Genomic DNA, 14815 nt, shown 5'->3' with positions numbered 1-14815 from the left:
CAACACCGTTATCTGAGAGTCACTCGTCCTTGGCCTGGCCTGAGGCAGCAATCCTGGCGTCCGCCCAGCGCGCGAAGAAATACACCCCCACGAACAAGGGCGTGTAAGCCAGCCACATCCGTTCAGGAGCCAGACCGCTGTTGTTGATCACAGTCAGTCCTCCATATCCCACCAGGAAATAGATCACAGCCCGTCGAAGGGCACCCACCTGCTTGGGATTCATGTCAGATCCAACGGTGATCTCATCCTAAGAAGCCGATCACGCCGCAGTTCGCCGTGAATCACTGCCTGCCCGCTTGTGCAGGACAGTGGAACGCGCCATGTAGCGGCGCGAACGACCTCACTGTTGACCAGCCTGCTATAAAAATCGTGTTGAGTCTCTCAACATCGTTCACCTCGTCTTTGACGAGGCGCAGTTCGACTCAGGCCATGGAACGGGGACCTGAGCTTGCTTCGAGGAACCTCCATGACACTGACCTACCGCGGCCAGAAGTACGCGCAGAACACCGCTGTCGCCAAGAACAGCGAGCGTCCTGAACTCGTGTACCGGGGCCAGAAAGTGGCCAGATGAGTTCCGCCGAACTCCGGCACAACGCCCTGATCCGTCAGGGCTTTTTTCATGCCTCTGCACCATCCTCTGAAATCCACCTGCCGTCTTCTGCTGCTGAGCCTTGGCTTCGCCATCACTGAGGCGGCCACAAGGGTTCATGCCGACAGCACGGTCGCCCATTGCCAACTGAGCAATCACAACCCTTCCGTTCCGCTCCAGTCAGGTCCGTGTCGGTTCAGCCAACGCCAGGGCAACGTGACCATCATGTTCCGCGGACAGATATTCAATTTCCCGTACAGCGAGGCGGGACAGCGTTATCAGCGCAGCAACAGCACAACAGGCATCCGCTTCGACATGTCCGGAGGTTCCACGATTGAGGTGCTGTGGCGATGAGGCCAGGGCGTTCCATGGCTTCGCGGCGTTGCCTTTAGGCCATCAGCAACTGATAGGCGTCATTGACCCTGCGAAAAGCATCTGCGGATCCACCCAGATCGGGATGATGCTGCTTGACCAACGTCCGGAATGCCTGCTTGATGGCCTCCTGGGAAGCACCCGTCTTCAACCCCAAAACCAACAGCGCTTCGGAACGCGCATCAGCCGATCCACTGTGCCTCCGCTCACTTGGCTCTCGATCCGTCGCTCGTTGATCACTGCGCGTCCGCCGACCACTGCTGCCGGTCTGGCGATGATCCTGGACCTGACGATGACGGTGACGGAGTTCCGCCACCACCCTGCGTGGATCCTCATCAAGCCATTCACTGGCCCGCACCCCATACAGCGCAAACGCCGCCAGCACCGCCGCGGTTTTCTTCGTGGACTTGCCCCCCACGGCAGCCAACAGATCAGTGCCAAGACCACTGACCAGCCGGTCGAGCCTCTGACGCAAGCTGAGCTGAGAGTGAAAGCTGCTGCGATTGAGCTGATCGATCAGCTGCTCAAGGCCGTGCTGGCGCAACGCGCTCCAACCCGGCTGCATCGCCAGAGAATCTCCCCAGAGCTGCACCTGCGCAGAGTTCACCAGAGTCGATGGCTGTTGCCGGGTCCAATCACGGTCCGGATCACGTTGAGGTCGCTGCCACTGCTGCCGCTGCAAACGATCAAGCTGCAGATGCAATCGCTGCACCTCCCTGCGCAGAGCATCGTTTTCGCGCAGCAAAGCTTCCACATTGCTGGTGACACGTTCAGCGTGGTTCTGCCGGTTGCGATCGTCACGGGTTGACGATGAAGGCGACCACTGGCGCGGATCAAAGCCCATGTAAACCGCGCAACAGCGACCGCTTCAGCGAATCCAAAGAGACTACGAGCCGAGCTGATGGGCGAGGCCCATCCGTTGATGCTGACGGCAGGATGGTGCTCAACTGCGATTCGGCCCTTGGCGACTTCTCTGGTGACCGGTGCCAACAGGGGAATCGGTCTTGCTTATTGCCAGCAGCTCCACAGCCGTGGAGACAAGGTGATCGCGGTCTGCCGTCAGTCCAGCGACGAACTGGACGCCCTTGGAGTACGGGTTGAATCAGGAATTGAACTCACCAGCCCCGATTCAATCGCCGCGTTGGTCAATGGACTGGCCGGCCAGCAGCTGGACACCGTGATTCTCAATGCAGGGATGCTGCAGTCGATGGGGCTGAGCGACCTGGATCCGGCGGGCATCCGCCAGCAGTTTGAGGTCAATGCCCTGGCACCTCTTCTGCTTGCCAGGGCATTGGTTCCGTTGATGCCTGAGGGATCAAAGCTGGTGCTGATGACCAGCCGCATGGGGTCGATCGAAGACAACAGTTCAGGGGGCTCTTACGGCTACAGGATGTCGAAGGTGGCGCTGAACATTGCTGGCAAATCGCTTGCGGTGGATCTGCAGAGCCGCGGCATTGCCGTGGCGATTCTTCACCCTGGCCTGGTCAAGACTCGGATGATCAGATTCAATCCCAACGGCATCAGCCCGACGGACTCTGTCAACGGACTGATTGCACGGATTGATGAACTGACTCTTGAGAACAGTGGCAGCTTCTGGCACGCCAACGGCACCGTGCTGCCCTGGTGAAGAACGACAGTTGGCATTAAAAAACCCCTGCTTCAGCAGGGGCTGATTCAACAAGCTGAAAAACAGCTTGGTGAACTGGATCAGAAATAATTGCTGAGAGCGTCCAGCGATGACCAGAGGTACTTCACAACGATGTTGGCACCGACTCCGAGGGTCGCGATGAACGCACCGAAGAGAATCAGCTGGACATAACCAACACGATCTTCCGGTGCCCAAACATCAGGCTCCTGAATGGATTTCAACCGAGGCCAACCTGGGAAAGGATTCCCTGACCGGTCAGAAGCTCGGTGCCGAGGCCGATGACGAAGCCCATCATTGCCAGACGGCCGTTCCACTGCTCAGCGAAGGCGGAGAAACCAAATTTTGCGTTGTCCATCGGGAAGAATCGCGTGTCCACCCTTTGTAACAGATTGTGTCGCCCCTGTGTGGATCGGAGTGCAAATGACTAGCTGGCACCAGCGTTGAAGCCTGGATCAACATGGGGTCGAGGCATGCAGGATGCCTCTGCCGCCAGCGCAACGATGGACCCGCAATCGCCTGACACGCAAACGCCTGCCAAACCCTCGCTTCAGGACTTTCTGCTGCGAGGCCTGCGGATCACCGCAAGCACCGTTGCGATTGTGGAACTGCTGCGCAGCCACTGGACCGGGGGAGTCCTCGCGGCTGTGGCCTGGCTTCTGTTCACCCAGGTCGAGAGATCACGCGGCTCTGCCGATGAACACACCCGCAACGGATCCAGCTGAGTAGTCATGACAGACACGATCCCGATCGAACAGGTCGCCGCTTTTGCTGAAGCTCCGTTTCAGGGCAACCCTGCCGCTGTCTGCCCTCTGCAGACCTGGCTACCGGATCGGGTGATGCAGGCGATCGCTTCTGAGAACAATCTCTCCGAGACCGCCTTTTATGTGGGTCGTGAAGGTCGCTATGAGCTTCGCTGGTTCACTCCCAGCTGCGAGGTGGATCTCTGTGGTCACGCCACCCTGGCGGCTGGCCATGTCGTGTTCCAGCGTGAACCTGATCTCGAGATGGTGCAGTTCAGCTCCAACAGCGGACCGCTGACGGTTCGCCGCAACGGAGAGCAGCTCACTCTCAACTTCCCACTGCAGCCGGGAGAACCTTGCGCCACCCCGACCGGACTCCATCAGATCCTTGGCACCAGCGTCCTCGCCTGTCTGCAGGCAATGGATCTGATGGTGGTGGTCGCAGATGAGCGTGAGGTCGAGGCGATCAAGCCTGATTCGAAGGCTGTTGCCGCTCTTCCTGGACGGGGCCTGATCGTGACGGCGCCAGGGTCGGACTCGGACATTGATTTCGTCAGCCGGTTCTTCGCTCCGTCATGCGGCATCGAAGAAGATCCAGCGACCGGATCAGCGCATTGCACCCTGGCGCCTTACTGGGCTGATCGACTCGATCGCACAAGCCTGGTTGCCCGTCAGCTTTCAGCTCGAGGTGGGCTGCTGCAGTGCGAATTGGCGAATGAAAGAGTGTTGATCAGTGGCCGTGTGATCCCTTATCTCAGTGGTGTGATTCACATCGACGGATAACGCGCTGTTCCGATAAACAACGACGAGCCTGCGTCGACATGGGCTCAAGGGATGTCGACAGGCTCCACCAATCAACGCTTCGCCAGCCAGGACCAGACAAACCAGGCAATCACGCCGAGCAACACCCAGGGCAGAAGTGCACGCAGCACAATCACGGCGACGAACACAACCAGCAGACTCACGGCACCACGCTTGACGAGTGCCTTGCTGTCGTCGGTCATATACCGCCAGCGGGGGATCAAAGACATCCTTGAAAAAGTAGTAGTGGACTGACTTTTGAGAAACTGTGTCAGTGCTTGTACGCCGAAAAATACTCTCAGCGCACAAACTCCGCACAATCCTCGCAACAACGTGCGCATCAAGCTTTGACCAGGGATGGCGCAGAGACACCATCGAGCTGACAAGGCTCGCGCCAAGTGATTCCCAACTGATGGTGATTACCAATATGAATGCTTTAAAAACTTCTTATGAAGTTGGCAGAAAAATGTTCCTTGGTACATCATAGTCTCCATCGACCATTTTTCTGCATTTTGAGCGGGAAGTTCTTGCATTAAGTTAAAGCTTGCGCGCTGACTTTTGCAGTCAACAAAAAGTGTCGTTGGCACGACTAGACCATTGTCAGCCATGGTTTGAGTGGGAGTGGTGATTCCGACTCCAAACGCTGTTTTACTTCCCGGCGCTCTTGCATAGCTAAATACGTATTTTTCAGGCTTATCGACTTCAAAATAACCGTATTCTTCAAGTGGCTTGCTGCCCTTGCCTCCAATATGCACATCGGCTGCAAAAACTTTGCTGTGTTGACTAAAAGCTGCAATTACAAAAGATGTCGACAGTAATAATCTCAAGAGTCTTCGGGTCATTCTAAATATCAATACTTCTTTTCTTCTAGCAGTTTTATTTCGCTTGGCAGAATGGGATATGGCAACCGCTCAGATCGAACTCAAGCCAGCCGCCGCTGAGATCCACCGCTCTGATGCTCAGATCAAAGTGGTGTTCAGCGGTCGCCGGTTGGGCAAAACCCGGCTGATGCTCACCGCAGGCATCGAAGAATGCCTCGTAAACCCTGGAGCATCCGCGACAAGGTGAGCGCCACCCGCTCGATGATCCGCGACGCCAACGGCCACAGGCGTCTGAAGGTGAATCCACGCTGCAAGCGAGTGATCCGCTCCCTCAGCAACCTTGAATATCGGGCTGGAGCGAGCGTCCCAGATCCAAAGAGCAATCACAGCCACATGGCCGATGCACTGGGCTATGCCTGCATCGCGCTCCAGAAGGTCCTACTCCCCTGGGGCCTTGGCTTCACCGGCTTCCGCTTCAGCTGAGCAGGCTCAGCAGCCCTGCCGAGCGCAGGGCTTTTTATTGCCTTACGTTCAGGTGTCTCGCATCTGTATATGAAATCTCTATTAGCCCTTGGTGCACTACTCCTCTCAGCATCACCTGCCATTGCACAATTCGACAGGGACAACAACTGTATAAGGAATAAGGAAAGTGAAATGAAAAGGTATGAGAGGCTTTATCAAACTGCTTATCAGGAAGTACTAAAGCCAGAGAATATGGTTGAGATAGCAAGGCAAATGGAGGAGGCAGGTCATCTATCCAAAGACTTGAGCCAAGCCGAGAAGAATGGCATTGCTTACAAATTGATGACGGATCAACTTACTCAAATGAAACAGCAGCTTGAGCTGTATAAAACTCTGCCTGACTGTTCAGGACTTCAAGGAGGCAAAGGACAGTGAAATACCTTCCACTCCTTGGAGCTCTACTCCTCTCAGTTACGCCTGGTCTTGCTGCCAGTAATACGGCTTCAGAAAGGCTGAAAGGGTATAATTACGGCTACATTTATGGAGTTGGCAATGTTTTGTGCGGCCTGGCAATAGACAAACTTGTAAAGAAGGAATACGCAAAAGATATATTGTCCGGAACAGTTAAGGTGCTTTCAGAAAATCCAGATCACAAACCTTATATTTCTGAAATACGCAATGCATATGAGAATATAAAAGAAGATATAGTCTGTAAAGAGGTGTACCAGTGAAACTTTCAACCCTTCTTGGTGCTCTACTCCTCTCAGCATCGCCTGCCATCGCCGATGACTTTGTTTATTTGAAATGCGAGACTAAGGTAACTGTTGTTGAAAAAGACCTTAAGTCGAACAAGATCACGAAGAAAGAAGAATTAATTGATGCCGATCATATAATGGTAAATCTGACAAAAAGCCGAATTCTAACGGCAAAGGAGCCTGAATGGAATGAAGATAAAATTGTCAACGGTGTGGCTATTATAGATGAAAATTGGTCAGAAAATGGGTTTACTAATACCATGAAAGTTACTATGCAAATAGTCCCTCCTGGGCCAATGATTGGAGATGCTATACGTCGTAATGATGCCACCTTGGAAACATTAAAGGCGAGGGGAATGTGCAAAGGAATTGATGAATCAGAGTTTGAGAAGGCTCTGAAAGAGGCAAAGAGCTGATTTAGATAGCCGTCAGACCGAGGGGAGGATGTGCGTCACCAGATCGGCGTTGACCCAGCGGATCACTACTGAATCCACATCGGCGACCTGATCTAATGCGTCCTTAGTCGAAGGTGCAAAGACCTTCGTAATCGTGAAAAGTGACAGTAATTTTCTTTCTACTCGCTGCAAGCACGTGCTCTTCTTCATACTCACCCAGATCCTCTACCAATTCGAACTTCGCAGGAGGTCTAACTGAATCGATGCTTTCATTCCCGTCAGCGTCATTCTCTCCTAATCCCCACACCCACCAGATGGTCATTGGATAAGGAGATATTTCGACTGTTTTAAGACACTTGTGTACTGCTGGCCCCTCAATCTCCAAAGGCCATGATGCGCTCCTGTCCTCTGCCATTACTGGTGAGCATCCGATTGCCATCAATGCCAGAAGGACGTGGGTCTTCATCAGTGGTTCTGATTACTCAGACCTAAATAGCACCGGTTTGCAAGATGCCACTCTCTGAATAACTTGGGGCAATGGCCTCCGTTTTGGTTGACTCGAATTCCAGAGAACTGGATTCCTGGGCTTCAATCTCCTAAGCCTTCCTCTGCCGACCTCAAGAAAGGACCAACTGTCGAGGGTGTTTCTGAAGAGGGGAAGAATGAGAAGGTCATCTCTCTGGAAGAGCTAGAGCAAGCCAAGGAATCAGGCTTCGAGGTTCCCAATGAAGGGCGTGCCCCCGGCTTCTAGGGCTCTTCCGATAGCTGCAAGGACTTTCTGGCTGACTTCTAGCGCTGCAATCCCGGCAGGATGTGGGTCACCAGATCAGCGTTGACCCAACGGATCACGCCTGAATCCACATCGGCGATCTGGAAGCTCGTACCTACGGACGCGAGATAGCTGCTACTACTGGGGGAAGTCTTAGAGACTCTGATGACTGAAGAGCAAGGCAAAAAGGAGGAAGTCAAGGAAGAGACAACTAAGGCAGAGCAGGGCAAGGAAGAGTTGACTGATGAAGAGGCAAAGGGTGTCAGTGGCGGTAGAGCAAGATGTCCTGGGACAGCTGATTTCATTAGAGGAGATTTGAAATGACCGAAGAGCAAGCCAAGAAACTCAATGACGACAAGAAAGAGAACGAGTCACCAGAACTTACGGAAGAGCTGAGTGAAGATGAACTCAGCGGATTAAGCGGTGGATTCAAGTTTCATAAGCACAAACAGAACCCAACCCAAGTCCCAATCTCACAACCACCGGATGATTGAACAATGACCGAAGAGAAAGCCAAGAAACACCGGACTCTCTGACTCGGGCGAGTTGTAGACCCCGAGATCCACAGGCATGTCCACAATGCTAGGACACCAGTACTGGCCGCGAACGTAAAAGGCTGCTGCTCAACGGGCGCAACCAAGCAAAGCCCGGCATCATGCGCGGACTGATTACAACTCAATGCTTCGTTCAGCGATTACATCTAGCGTCTCTCTCCTGGCAATAACTCTTGCGTATCCTCTATTAAATGCAAATGCTCAGAGGGCTGGGGGTGAGTTCTTCTGGTGCGAAGCGAAAGGCTTCACCTGGATTACTGACGCGGAAGGTAATCATCTCCCAGAAAAGAAGGCCGAGATCCGGTTGATGGTCGAAGTCGATGGACCAAACGGGAATGTGAAGTACAGCGAGCCTATCGAAGGAGATGATTGGGGTCCTTGGGGTCCTTGGCGTACTGCCATCTCAGACCGGTATGCAGACGGAAGTTGGAAGACAGTTGAACTTATAGAGGAGATAATAAACACAAAAACAGAGATCACGATATTGAAAGATGAAGGGGGGAAGTTTGCTTTTGTGAGAACGCAGAGTACGGTGTTTCCAAAGTTCTTGACAGGAGCCGAAGGTGAATGCAGACGTTATTAATTAATTAAAGCAATGCCCTATCAATTTGTGTCTCGCCTCCTTGGGAACCTTCTGATCGCAATCATTACTCAAGTCTTCAATAGCTGGCACGATTGAACGCAGTAATTATTAACCAAAGACACTGCCGTAGACCGTTGCTATAAATGTTGAATAGACTTGATACACATGTCAGAAGAACAACTCAAAGCGTTCATAGAAAAGGTCAAAGGAGACACCAGCCTTCAGGAGAAGCTCAAAGCAGCTGCTGATACTGATGCTGTGGTTTCTATTGCCAAGGAAGCAGGATTTAGCATCTCTGCTGATGACTTGAAGAACGCTCAATCAGAGATTTCTGAGGAGGAGTTAGAAAGCGCGGCTGGTGGAGGTAGTGCAATTACAAGTTCTTGTGACACAAATTGCGGAATGTGTGCAAGTGCACCACCATGGTGTGAAACACGTGGATGGGACACTGTGTGCCAAGTGGAACACTGACAGACCCGAGTTGTTAAAAGCCTACTCATTGCAAAGCCCCTGCCGCCGCAGGGGTTTTTATTTCTTCAATCACCCCATACCCACCATCAATCAGCCTTCAATACCTGGCACGATTGAGCGCAGTAATTATTAGCCAAATACGCTTCAAGATATCGTTGCTATAACCGCTATAAACTCCCAGTAGCCATGTCAGAAGAACAGCTCAAGGCATTCCTAGAAAAGGTCAAAGGCGACACCACGCTTCAGGAGAAGCTCAAAGCTGCTTCGGATGCTGATGCAGTAGTTGCGATTGCAAAAGAAGCTGGGTTTAGTATTTCTGCTGATGACTTGAAGAACGCTAAATCAGAACTTACAGATGAGGAACTGGAAGGCGTGGCTGGTGGAGGAGGAACTAACTGGATTGGATGCCTGGTGGATTGGCTGGCTGGGGTGGACTGATTGGTTGTGGATGGATTCTGAGCCTACTCATCAAAGCCCCTGCAACGGCAGGGGGTTTTATTTCTTCAATCACCCCAAGCAGCCCACAAATTAGCCTTCAATGCCTGGCACGATTGAGCGCAATTGAGCAGAGATAGATCAGGCAATTAGTTATTCAATAGGAACTAAATCTTCCTCAGTGCCGTTACAAAGCTCAGCTGCAACGGGCGCAACCAAGCAAAGCTCGGCATCATGCGCGAACTGACGCCTGATCCATGCATCGGTCCCTGAGCCTTTCTTTATCGCTGAGCGGTGTTGCTGCACTGGCACTTGCCAATACCCCTCTCTTGCCTGCTGCTGCTCAAGAGGCAGGCAGCGCAGATGATCTCGGGGTGATGGAGATCAACCTCAAGGATGCAGTCAAGTTCAACTGGGGTTTTCAAGGCGCACTGCAAGGAGCAGGTACACCGAATCAAGCAGGTATTGGTGGGTTCTTGCCCCTGTCTGTTGGCGAGAACAGTGTGTTCTTTGCTGATGTGTTGCTCAATGCCAACTTTGCTGATTACGGCGGGAACAGCAGCATCGTCAATACAGAGGTTGCTGGAACAACGATCAGCACCTCATCAAGGCTTGGCTACCGCTGGCTGAATGGAGACCGCAGCTGGATGTTCGGGGTGAATGCTGGTTACGACAGCCGCCCGATGAATACAGGCAATGCTGAAACAGGTGTCACCCTCTACGACAAGGAAAGTGCTTTCTTCCAGCAGATCGCAGCAGGTTTAGAAGCAGTCTCTGATACCTGGAACTTCAATGCCTATGCCTTAATCCCTGTTGGTGATACAGAGCAGCGCCTTAATGCTCGTTATTTCGGTGGGGCGCTTGATACCTATGGCCTGGATGTTGGCTATTTCATCACGCCAGAACTCAATGCCTCTGTTGGTTACTACTACCAAAGTGGTGATTTAGGAACAGCAGATGGTTCTGGCGTGCAGTTTGAGCTTGATTATCTGATCGCTGATGGATTAACTGCTGGCATCAATGTTTCCTATGACGAAGCTTTTGAAACCAGAGTTTCAGGCAACATTGAGTATCGGTTTGGTAGCAATAGTTCAGCTTCAGAAACGAAGAAAAAAGCATGGCAAAAGCCAACGATTCTAGCGTTATCCGAAAGAGTTAAAAACAGAAATGTCCGCGTTCATGATGCAGCCGTATCGTGCACGCTAAAGAAATTCTATCGATCCAAAGGTACTATTATCAAGCGTTACAGAGGTTCGATAACTGGAGGGGCGGTTACACAATTGAAACCAGAAAATAAAGGCTTGGTAGCTTCTACATACCACTGTGAACCCCCATATTGGGTCCCCGGCAAAAGAAAACCTACACCACCATACCACCCAACTCCTCCTCCAGAACCTGGAGATCATGGTAGGACAGGAGCATTTTGCGGCTTACCTGTAACCCAAATCTGCCCTTAAAAGCAGCTATTTGACGGTTCAATACCTGGTACGATTGAGCGCAGTTGAGCAGAGATAGTCAGGGCTTAATTAGTAATCAAGCCTGCAATCAACTAGCGACTCCGGCCAATACTCGTTCAGCGGCAGCAATCAACTCCGACTCCCTGGCGTTGGTGCCGTAGTGCTGCACGTAGGTCATGCGGTTGTTGCCCATGAACTGGCAGATCTCCCGATCGTTCAGGCCAATCCGATCAGCCGCATACGCATAGCGATGGCGGAATGAGTAGCTGGCCAGAACCTCTCCGTTCTCCTTCGCCGCGGCCTTCAGCTCCCTCCAAAACGGATTGTGGTGGAGATAGTCGTTAGTCATGTTGCCGACCTGATTGGGACGGGTTCCAAGCGACGGCAGCCTTGTCGTTCCAGACGACAACTCCAGCAATAGCTGCTGACTCAACCCCGGCATGTCCTCTGGATCGATGCCCATGACGATGCGTGGATCGGACTGTTTGCGGGAATTGCGCTTTCCCTCCGTCACCCGTAGGAACTTGCCCTCAACCTCCAAGAACTTGAGTTCCCAAGGCCTCAGCCCGAAGCAGGCCAACAACCCAATGGCCAGCCGCCAACTCTTACCAACCTCCGTATCCCGGAACGATTCCATCAGCGGTTTCAGAGCTGACTCTGGAACGGCATCCTTTTTGTTCTTCTGACGCTTCCCGACAACGGCTGCCCGTGGAGCGATGCCCACATACTTTTTGGTATTAGCCGGTGGGTGCCACCTCTCTTCAAAACCGAGTTCATCACGGCAGAACTCCAGAAACGCTTTGACGAGCTGCACCTTCCGGCGGCGATAAGACGACCCCTGAGGCAGTGGAATCCATTTCCCCTCAGCATCCTTTTTGGCACTGTTGGTGGCGTACTGGAGGAACTGCGATGCGTTCTGAGGCGATTGCTCATCCATCGCCAACCGCAAAGCTCTCCAGCTCATTCCGTATGTGCGGTTAAACCCGTGCTCATCGGAAACAACGCCGCCGACCTTGGAAGCTTTGAACTCTTCAAAAGCAGCATCCCAGTCCAAACCACCATCAGCGGTGGTGGCCTGCTTGCCGATCACCTTGACCGCTTCCTTCAGGGTGCGGCCATGCACCATCGCTTTCTGAACCACGTTCAGAGCACCGATCACATCAGCAGCGCATCCACGCTCCCAAGCAATCGGAAGCATGGCGGTCGCCTTCTTACTGCTGCCCCCTGGCTCGAGCCAGGAATGCTGAACCTGCACCTTTCCGTTGCGCTGGATCAGTGACCAGCCATCAGCAAAACCGGCATCGGCTACCGAGTCACGCAGTGTCTGAACCCACCTCTCGGCCGCCATGTAATGCCTAACGCACTACCAACATACGCACGAAAATACGCAGTTGATACGCAGCAACAGCGCATCAACTGCGCACTAACTGAGCAGCATCAGCGCATCTACTTTCCTTAAAACTGTTGCTGTGACTGCTTTCTGCTCTTCCGAAGAAGGAATGAGAAACAAGCTCCGATCAAGGCATGTACCGCCAGCGGGGGATCAGCGGCACGGCATCAATGCAAGAGCAGCATTGAATTCAGGAGATGTCTGCGCAGAACACGCTTCCCAGGCTTTGTTCGCTCACGGTCCTGCCTGCTGGTTGTTGAACTGATTGAGCCCACAGAGATCTGCAGCGTGGTTGTAGTGAGGCTCAAAACGATCCCAACGGAAGCTGCGCGGGTCATATCGACTGCGACTGCGATCCACGGCTGCATGCGTGGTCAGGCGCGTGATGGGGATCCCGAATGTCGCTTGCCAAAGCAACACCTGCTCGGCGAGCGCTTTGTATTGCGCGTTCGTGTAACCGGAATGGCCATGGGAGTCTCCGCGACCATCCGACGGCGTCACCAAGCTGATGTGCAAAGCGATGTTGTTGATCGATCCCACACTGCCGGGACGATCCCGCACCGTGATGTCGCCAAAGGCCGACATGCCGCTGCCGTAGGCACGCTTCTGATCGGGAACGATCCGCACGCGGCGCCCATCCCGGCCAATGAGCATGTGATAACTCACCTGTTGATCATCATCCGGATGATTGGTCTTGAACAGGTCAAGGGCCTGAGGCTCGCTGATCACCGTTTCGTGCAGCACGATCACCATCGGCTTCACCTGCAACACACGTCCCCACGAATCCCTGGTCTTGCGTTCTCCGAAATTGGTTGAGTGAGCCAACTGGACATCCTCCGCAGCAAGACCGAGACGCTGTTCACAGGCCTGAATCACCTCCAACGACGATGCAGCAACACGGCTTTTGCCCAGGCGCATCAGAGGAGGGCGATCCCGAGATGGCAGAACACCAGCAGCTGTGTCGGACACTCCTTGGCCACCGGAATCGCCCTCCAGAAGCGAACAGCTGCAAAGACCAATCACCAGTGAAATCGTCAGCCGATGCGGCACTGATCTCATCACGGCGATTGGCACGTTCAACGCAGGAGCAACACTCTCATGCTTTGCGGAATGATCAACAACAGCGACATCAATCCTTTTGCCGAGCAGTTGATGCAGGACGTTACCTGCAAATCGAGCCATTCATTCGGCGATCAATTTTTCGATCGAGAACAAGATCGACGAGCTTTCTGAAACCGCTTCAGTGCATCAAACCACTGAAACAACAATGGCAGTCAGACCCTCCACCACAGCACTCTCTTGAGTGAATTTGAACAAGCTGGATGAGACATCACCAGCAGACTGCTGCTGGTGATTGACAGGTTGGATGACTCCTGATTCTTGCTGGACGACAGCGAATCAACACGTTGTCAGCCCGGCGATCAGAGGCGCAGTGAAAATGTCATCGGCACGATTGAAGATTTAACGCTTCACGGCTCGGATGCTCATTCACCGGGCTCTGGCATCACATCAAGCTTGTGTCGCGTGACGCCGGCGTCCGAGAGGCTCAATCCAGTGCTCAACCACATCCCGATGCTGGAACCACTGAGGCGAAACCCGGCAGCCGAGATTGACAACCCCGTCGTCCATCAGGCGTCCCAAACGCACTGCAGCAGCCTCTTCGGCACGGGAGAAAACGTGTTGATGAGAAGCCAGCCAATCCACCTCATCTTCTGTAATCACCCCTGTGGAGAGGCTTTCCAAGAAAAGTTCGCCGAGGGTCATCGGGCTTTGTAACGAAGTTGTTACATCATGACGCTCGCGACAGGCCACCGCGAGTCTCATCGCAAATCGGCCGGGCAAGCGCTCTCGCGAACGGTCGTGACATTTTTTTAAGCTTTCGCCAACATCCGTCTGTTTCATGCAGGTCAATCTCTCTCAGCAGTTCGAAGCCGAGTCGCTCAAGCGGATGATTGATGCCACCACTGACGTGCGCGAGCTCCAGTCGCTGGCACGGGAACTCACCGATCTTTATTTCCGCCAACGAGCTGCAACCGCCTGGGTGGTCTCAGAGCAGTAACGACGAATCGTCTGCATCACAGACGCATCAACATTCCCATCGAGTGATCGACACGGGACGAATTCTCCAGCCGTTCTCTCTCAAGCTGGAAAATCATCACAGCGTGGGCAGAAAAGCGAAGCGCCGACAAAACAGCAAGGCCCATGCAGAGCGGACAGTGAAGTAATCCCATGGCTCAAGACTGGGATCGAGATCACCGATTCACACGATTGCTTGCCATTTCTTGACCTGAAGTCCTGCAAACCAGAGGATCAACTCGGTCTCACTCTCATCATGCGCGCATTCAGCATCGCTCTGGTCACAGCCACTGGGTTACTGGCAGCCACTTTCTCTGTCGAGGCCAAAACCACCCGAAACTTCAGTGGTTCAAGCCCAGCGGAAGTTGAAAAGAATGCCCGCAAAGCCGGCTACAGCTACCCGGATGGGGACATGAACTGCTCCAGCAGGTGCAATCAGCGCTGGGCCAAAGATTGAAAAGGCTGCAGGCGAAACACTGAACAAGCCTTCACAAAGG

The 14815-nt window shown here is 53.2% G+C and carries 29 protein-coding genes and 2 pseudogenes; 18 read left to right on the top strand and 13 right to left on the bottom strand.

Going from position 1 to position 14815, the window contains the following annotated elements:
• Nucleotides 1-19 precede the first annotated feature (19 nt).
• Complete coding sequence (locus AC6EI9_RS00990) at nt 20-223, bottom strand: hypothetical protein (protein WP_498468624.1); 204 nt, start codon at nt 221-223, stop codon at nt 20-22.
• A 243-nt stretch (nt 224-466) separates the two neighbouring features.
• Here AC6EI9_RS00990 and AC6EI9_RS00985 point away from each other — a divergent pair, with 243 nt between their 5' ends.
• Together AC6EI9_RS00985 and AC6EI9_RS00980 are read left to right on the top strand one after the other, a co-directional pair.
• Complete coding sequence (locus AC6EI9_RS00985) at nt 467-571, top strand: DUF4278 domain-containing protein (protein ID WP_498468623.1); 105 nt, start codon at nt 467-469, stop codon at nt 569-571.
• Nucleotides 572-619: 48 nt separating this feature from the next.
• Nucleotides 620-943 carry a hypothetical protein gene (locus tag AC6EI9_RS00980; RefSeq protein WP_498468622.1) on the top strand — a complete coding sequence of 108 codons (324 nt, stop codon included), beginning with the start codon at nt 620-622 and terminating at the stop codon, nt 941-943.
• Between the two features lie 34 nt (nt 944-977).
• On the opposite strand, the gene AC6EI9_RS00975 is transcribed toward AC6EI9_RS00980, so the two are convergent.
• Nucleotides 978-1805, bottom strand: coding sequence for a J domain-containing protein (locus AC6EI9_RS00975; protein WP_498468621.1), 828 nt, complete (start codon nt 1803-1805; stop codon nt 978-980).
• Nucleotides 1806-1922: 117 nt separating this feature from the next.
• Here AC6EI9_RS00975 and AC6EI9_RS00970 point away from each other — a divergent pair, with 117 nt between their 5' ends.
• Complete coding sequence (locus AC6EI9_RS00970) at nt 1923-2588, top strand: SDR family oxidoreductase (protein ID WP_498468620.1); 666 nt, start codon at nt 1923-1925, stop codon at nt 2586-2588.
• Between the two features lie 80 nt (nt 2589-2668).
• Here AC6EI9_RS00970 and AC6EI9_RS00965 read toward each other — a convergent pair whose 3' ends face one another.
• Both AC6EI9_RS00965 and AC6EI9_RS00960 read right to left on the bottom strand, forming a co-directional pair.
• Entirely contained in the window at nt 2669-2830 is a 162-nt protein-coding gene (locus AC6EI9_RS00965) for a hypothetical protein (RefSeq protein WP_170951881.1), read from the bottom strand.
• Complete coding sequence (locus tag AC6EI9_RS00960; RefSeq protein WP_066908436.1) at nt 2827-2964, bottom strand: CAB/ELIP/HLIP family chlorophyll-binding protein; 138 nt, start codon at nt 2962-2964, stop codon at nt 2827-2829. The genes AC6EI9_RS00965 and AC6EI9_RS00960 overlap by 4 nt, the downstream gene beginning before the upstream one ends.
• Nucleotides 2965-3079: 115 nt before the next feature.
• Between AC6EI9_RS00960 and AC6EI9_RS00955 the strand changes: the two genes are divergently transcribed.
• Nucleotides 3080-3331 (top strand): hypothetical protein, encoded by a 252-nt coding sequence (locus tag AC6EI9_RS00955; protein ID WP_498468619.1) that lies wholly within the window; start codon nt 3080-3082, stop codon nt 3329-3331.
• A gap of 6 nt (nt 3332-3337) precedes the next feature.
• Nucleotides 3338-4132, top strand: a complete 795-nt coding sequence (locus AC6EI9_RS00950) for a PhzF family phenazine biosynthesis protein (protein WP_498468618.1) — start codon at nt 3338-3340, stop codon at nt 4130-4132.
• Nucleotides 4133-4203: 71 nt separating this feature from the next.
• Here the strand turns inward: AC6EI9_RS00950 and AC6EI9_RS00945 are convergent, their stop codons facing one another.
• Both AC6EI9_RS00945 and AC6EI9_RS00940 read right to left on the bottom strand, forming a co-directional pair.
• Nucleotides 4204-4380 carry a hypothetical protein gene (locus AC6EI9_RS00945; protein ID WP_498468617.1) on the bottom strand — a complete coding sequence of 59 codons (177 nt, stop codon included), beginning with the start codon at nt 4378-4380 and terminating at the stop codon, nt 4204-4206.
• 189 nt (nt 4381-4569) lie between these two features.
• Nucleotides 4570-4992, bottom strand: coding sequence for a hypothetical protein (locus tag AC6EI9_RS00940; protein ID WP_498468616.1), 423 nt, complete (start codon nt 4990-4992; stop codon nt 4570-4572).
• Nucleotides 4993-5050: 58 nt separating this feature from the next.
• Here AC6EI9_RS00940 and AC6EI9_RS00935 point away from each other — a divergent pair, with 58 nt between their 5' ends.
• The 5 genes from AC6EI9_RS00935 (at nt 5051) to AC6EI9_RS00915 (ending at nt 6604) form a co-directional block, all read left to right on the top strand.
• Nucleotides 5051-5218, top strand: coding sequence for a hypothetical protein (locus tag AC6EI9_RS00935; protein ID WP_498468615.1), 168 nt, complete (start codon nt 5051-5053; stop codon nt 5216-5218).
• The gene (locus AC6EI9_RS00930) at nt 5182-5454 is read left to right on the top strand and encodes a hypothetical protein (protein WP_498468614.1); all 273 of its coding nucleotides are present in this window, start codon (nt 5182-5184) and stop codon (nt 5452-5454) included. The genes AC6EI9_RS00935 and AC6EI9_RS00930 overlap by 37 nt, the downstream gene beginning before the upstream one ends.
• 69 nt (nt 5455-5523) lie before the next feature.
• A complete protein-coding gene (locus tag AC6EI9_RS00925) occupies nt 5524-5868 on the top strand; it encodes a hypothetical protein (protein WP_498468613.1) in 345 nt (114 codons plus the stop codon).
• Nucleotides 5865-6164 (top strand): hypothetical protein, encoded by a 300-nt coding sequence (locus AC6EI9_RS00920; protein WP_498468612.1) that lies wholly within the window; start codon nt 5865-5867, stop codon nt 6162-6164. The genes AC6EI9_RS00925 and AC6EI9_RS00920 overlap by 4 nt, the downstream gene beginning before the upstream one ends.
• Nucleotides 6161-6604, top strand: coding sequence for a hypothetical protein (locus tag AC6EI9_RS00915; RefSeq protein WP_498468611.1), 444 nt, complete (start codon nt 6161-6163; stop codon nt 6602-6604). The genes AC6EI9_RS00920 and AC6EI9_RS00915 overlap by 4 nt, the downstream gene beginning before the upstream one ends.
• A 12-nt stretch (nt 6605-6616) precedes the next feature.
• Here the strand turns inward: AC6EI9_RS00915 and AC6EI9_RS00910 are convergent.
• From AC6EI9_RS00910 to AC6EI9_RS00900, 3 genes and pseudogenes are all read right to left on the bottom strand, one after another.
• Nucleotides 6617-6700: pseudogene (locus tag AC6EI9_RS00910) on the bottom strand (DUF3104 domain-containing protein); the annotation flags it as partial.
• Between the two features lie 7 nt (nt 6701-6707).
• Nucleotides 6708-7049 (bottom strand): hypothetical protein, encoded by a 342-nt coding sequence (locus AC6EI9_RS00905; protein WP_498470157.1) that lies wholly within the window; start codon nt 7047-7049, stop codon nt 6708-6710.
• A 323-nt stretch (nt 7050-7372) separates the two neighbouring features.
• Nucleotides 7373-7471: pseudogene (locus AC6EI9_RS00900) on the bottom strand (DUF3104 domain-containing protein); the annotation flags it as partial.
• Between the two features lie 46 nt (nt 7472-7517).
• Here AC6EI9_RS00900 and AC6EI9_RS00895 point away from each other — a divergent pair.
• The 6 genes from AC6EI9_RS00895 (at nt 7518) to AC6EI9_RS00870 (ending at nt 10852) form a co-directional block, all read left to right on the top strand.
• On the top strand, nt 7518-7676 hold the full coding sequence (locus AC6EI9_RS00895) for a hypothetical protein (RefSeq protein WP_244279880.1): 159 nt from the start codon (nt 7518-7520) through the stop codon (nt 7674-7676).
• Nucleotides 7673-7846, top strand: a complete 174-nt coding sequence (locus AC6EI9_RS00890; protein ID WP_498468610.1) for a hypothetical protein — start codon at nt 7673-7675, stop codon at nt 7844-7846. Before AC6EI9_RS00895 ends, AC6EI9_RS00890 begins: the two co-directional genes overlap by 4 nt.
• 184 nt (nt 7847-8030) lie before the next feature.
• Nucleotides 8031-8489 (top strand): hypothetical protein, encoded by a 459-nt coding sequence (locus AC6EI9_RS00885; protein WP_498468609.1) that lies wholly within the window; start codon nt 8031-8033, stop codon nt 8487-8489.
• Nucleotides 8490-8654: 165 nt separating this feature from the next.
• Entirely contained in the window at nt 8655-8960 is a 306-nt protein-coding gene (locus AC6EI9_RS00880) for a Nif11-like leader peptide family natural product precursor (RefSeq protein ID WP_498468608.1), read from the top strand.
• A 186-nt stretch (nt 8961-9146) separates the two neighbouring features.
• Entirely contained in the window at nt 9147-9398 is a 252-nt protein-coding gene (locus AC6EI9_RS00875; protein ID WP_498468607.1) for a Nif11-like leader peptide family natural product precursor, read from the top strand.
• A gap of 254 nt (nt 9399-9652) precedes the next feature.
• Nucleotides 9653-10852 carry a carbamoyl-phosphate synthase gene (locus AC6EI9_RS00870; protein WP_498468606.1) on the top strand — a complete coding sequence of 400 codons (1200 nt, stop codon included), beginning with the start codon at nt 9653-9655 and terminating at the stop codon, nt 10850-10852.
• Nucleotides 10853-10940: 88 nt separating this feature from the next.
• Here AC6EI9_RS00870 and AC6EI9_RS00865 read toward each other — a convergent pair whose 3' ends face one another.
• From AC6EI9_RS00865 to AC6EI9_RS00855, 3 genes are all read right to left on the bottom strand, one after another.
• Complete coding sequence (locus AC6EI9_RS00865; protein ID WP_498468605.1) at nt 10941-12200, bottom strand: site-specific integrase; 1260 nt, start codon at nt 12198-12200, stop codon at nt 10941-10943.
• A 276-nt stretch (nt 12201-12476) separates the two neighbouring features.
• A complete protein-coding gene (locus tag AC6EI9_RS00860) occupies nt 12477-13301 on the bottom strand; it encodes an N-acetylmuramoyl-L-alanine amidase (RefSeq protein WP_498468604.1) in 825 nt (274 codons plus the stop codon).
• Nucleotides 13302-13751: 450 nt separating this feature from the next.
• Nucleotides 13752-14006: a PM-15 family protein gene (locus AC6EI9_RS00855; protein WP_498468603.1), complete on the bottom strand. Its 255-nt coding sequence runs from the start codon at nt 14004-14006 to the stop codon at nt 13752-13754.
• A 136-nt stretch (nt 14007-14142) separates the two neighbouring features.
• On the opposite strand from AC6EI9_RS00855, the gene AC6EI9_RS00850 reads away from it, so the two are divergent.
• Complete coding sequence (locus AC6EI9_RS00850) at nt 14143-14301, top strand: hypothetical protein (RefSeq protein ID WP_498468602.1); 159 nt, start codon at nt 14143-14145, stop codon at nt 14299-14301.
• Nucleotides 14302-14317: 16 nt separating this feature from the next.
• On the opposite strand, the gene AC6EI9_RS00845 is transcribed toward AC6EI9_RS00850, so the two are convergent.
• Nucleotides 14318-14473: a hypothetical protein gene (locus AC6EI9_RS00845; RefSeq protein WP_498468601.1), complete on the bottom strand. Its 156-nt coding sequence runs from the start codon at nt 14471-14473 to the stop codon at nt 14318-14320.
• 101 nt (nt 14474-14574) lie between these two features.
• Here AC6EI9_RS00845 and AC6EI9_RS00840 point away from each other — a divergent pair, with 101 nt between their 5' ends.
• A complete protein-coding gene (locus AC6EI9_RS00840) occupies nt 14575-14775 on the top strand; it encodes a hypothetical protein (protein ID WP_498468600.1) in 201 nt (66 codons plus the stop codon).
• Nucleotides 14776-14815 lie beyond the last annotated feature (40 nt).

It is taken from the genome of Synechococcus sp. MIT2312 (assembly GCF_059772315.1).
This window is presented reverse-complemented; position numbering and strand designations above follow the sequence as displayed.

Excerpts from the sequence above, each read along its gene's own strand:
- AC6EI9_RS00845 (WP_498468601.1), bottom strand. The coding sequence starts at position 14,473 with ATGGGATTACTTCACTGTCCGCTCTGCATGGGCCTTGCTGTTTTGTCG.
- AC6EI9_RS00905 (WP_498470157.1), bottom strand. The coding sequence starts at position 7,049 with ATGAAGACCCACGTCCTTCTGGCATTGATGGCAATCGGATGCTCACCA.
- AC6EI9_RS00850 (WP_498468602.1), top strand. The coding sequence starts at position 14,143 with ATGCAGGTCAATCTCTCTCAGCAGTTCGAAGCCGAGTCGCTCAAGCGG.
- AC6EI9_RS00945 (WP_498468617.1), bottom strand. The coding sequence starts at position 4,380 with ATGTCTTTGATCCCCCGCTGGCGGTATATGACCGACGACAGCAAGGCA.
- AC6EI9_RS00985 (WP_498468623.1), top strand. The coding sequence starts at position 467 with ATGACACTGACCTACCGCGGCCAGAAGTACGCGCAGAACACCGCTGTC.
- AC6EI9_RS00940 (WP_498468616.1), bottom strand. The coding sequence starts at position 4,992 with ATGACCCGAAGACTCTTGAGATTATTACTGTCGACATCTTTTGTAATT.
- AC6EI9_RS00930 (WP_498468614.1), top strand. The coding sequence starts at position 5,182 with ATGCCTCGTAAACCCTGGAGCATCCGCGACAAGGTGAGCGCCACCCGC.
- AC6EI9_RS00880 (WP_498468608.1), top strand. The coding sequence starts at position 8,655 with ATGTCAGAAGAACAACTCAAAGCGTTCATAGAAAAGGTCAAAGGAGAC.
- AC6EI9_RS00865 (WP_498468605.1), bottom strand. The coding sequence starts at position 12,200 with ATGGCGGCCGAGAGGTGGGTTCAGACACTGCGTGACTCGGTAGCCGAT.
- AC6EI9_RS00890 (WP_498468610.1), top strand. The coding sequence starts at position 7,673 with ATGACCGAAGAGCAAGCCAAGAAACTCAATGACGACAAGAAAGAGAAC.
- AC6EI9_RS00840 (WP_498468600.1), top strand. The coding sequence starts at position 14,575 with ATGCGCGCATTCAGCATCGCTCTGGTCACAGCCACTGGGTTACTGGCA.
- AC6EI9_RS00875 (WP_498468607.1), top strand. The coding sequence starts at position 9,147 with ATGTCAGAAGAACAGCTCAAGGCATTCCTAGAAAAGGTCAAAGGCGAC.
- AC6EI9_RS00855 (WP_498468603.1), bottom strand. The coding sequence starts at position 14,006 with ATGACCCTCGGCGAACTTTTCTTGGAAAGCCTCTCCACAGGGGTGATT.
- AC6EI9_RS00980 (WP_498468622.1), top strand. The coding sequence starts at position 620 with ATGCCTCTGCACCATCCTCTGAAATCCACCTGCCGTCTTCTGCTGCTG.
- AC6EI9_RS00860 (WP_498468604.1), bottom strand. The coding sequence starts at position 13,301 with ATGAGATCAGTGCCGCATCGGCTGACGATTTCACTGGTGATTGGTCTT.
- AC6EI9_RS00935 (WP_498468615.1), top strand. The coding sequence starts at position 5,051 with ATGGCAACCGCTCAGATCGAACTCAAGCCAGCCGCCGCTGAGATCCAC.
- AC6EI9_RS00960 (WP_066908436.1), bottom strand. The coding sequence starts at position 2,964 with ATGGACAACGCAAAATTTGGTTTCTCCGCCTTCGCTGAGCAGTGGAAC.
- AC6EI9_RS00975 (WP_498468621.1), bottom strand. The coding sequence starts at position 1,805 with ATGGGCTTTGATCCGCGCCAGTGGTCGCCTTCATCGTCAACCCGTGAC.
- AC6EI9_RS00950 (WP_498468618.1), top strand. The coding sequence starts at position 3,338 with ATGACAGACACGATCCCGATCGAACAGGTCGCCGCTTTTGCTGAAGCT.
- AC6EI9_RS00870 (WP_498468606.1), top strand. The coding sequence starts at position 9,653 with ATGCATCGGTCCCTGAGCCTTTCTTTATCGCTGAGCGGTGTTGCTGCA.
- AC6EI9_RS00895 (WP_244279880.1), top strand. The coding sequence starts at position 7,518 with ATGACTGAAGAGCAAGGCAAAAAGGAGGAAGTCAAGGAAGAGACAACT.
- AC6EI9_RS00925 (WP_498468613.1), top strand. The coding sequence starts at position 5,524 with ATGAAATCTCTATTAGCCCTTGGTGCACTACTCCTCTCAGCATCACCT.
- AC6EI9_RS00885 (WP_498468609.1), top strand. The coding sequence starts at position 8,031 with ATGCTTCGTTCAGCGATTACATCTAGCGTCTCTCTCCTGGCAATAACT.
- AC6EI9_RS00990 (WP_498468624.1), bottom strand. The coding sequence starts at position 223 with ATGAATCCCAAGCAGGTGGGTGCCCTTCGACGGGCTGTGATCTATTTC.
- AC6EI9_RS00955 (WP_498468619.1), top strand. The coding sequence starts at position 3,080 with ATGCAGGATGCCTCTGCCGCCAGCGCAACGATGGACCCGCAATCGCCT.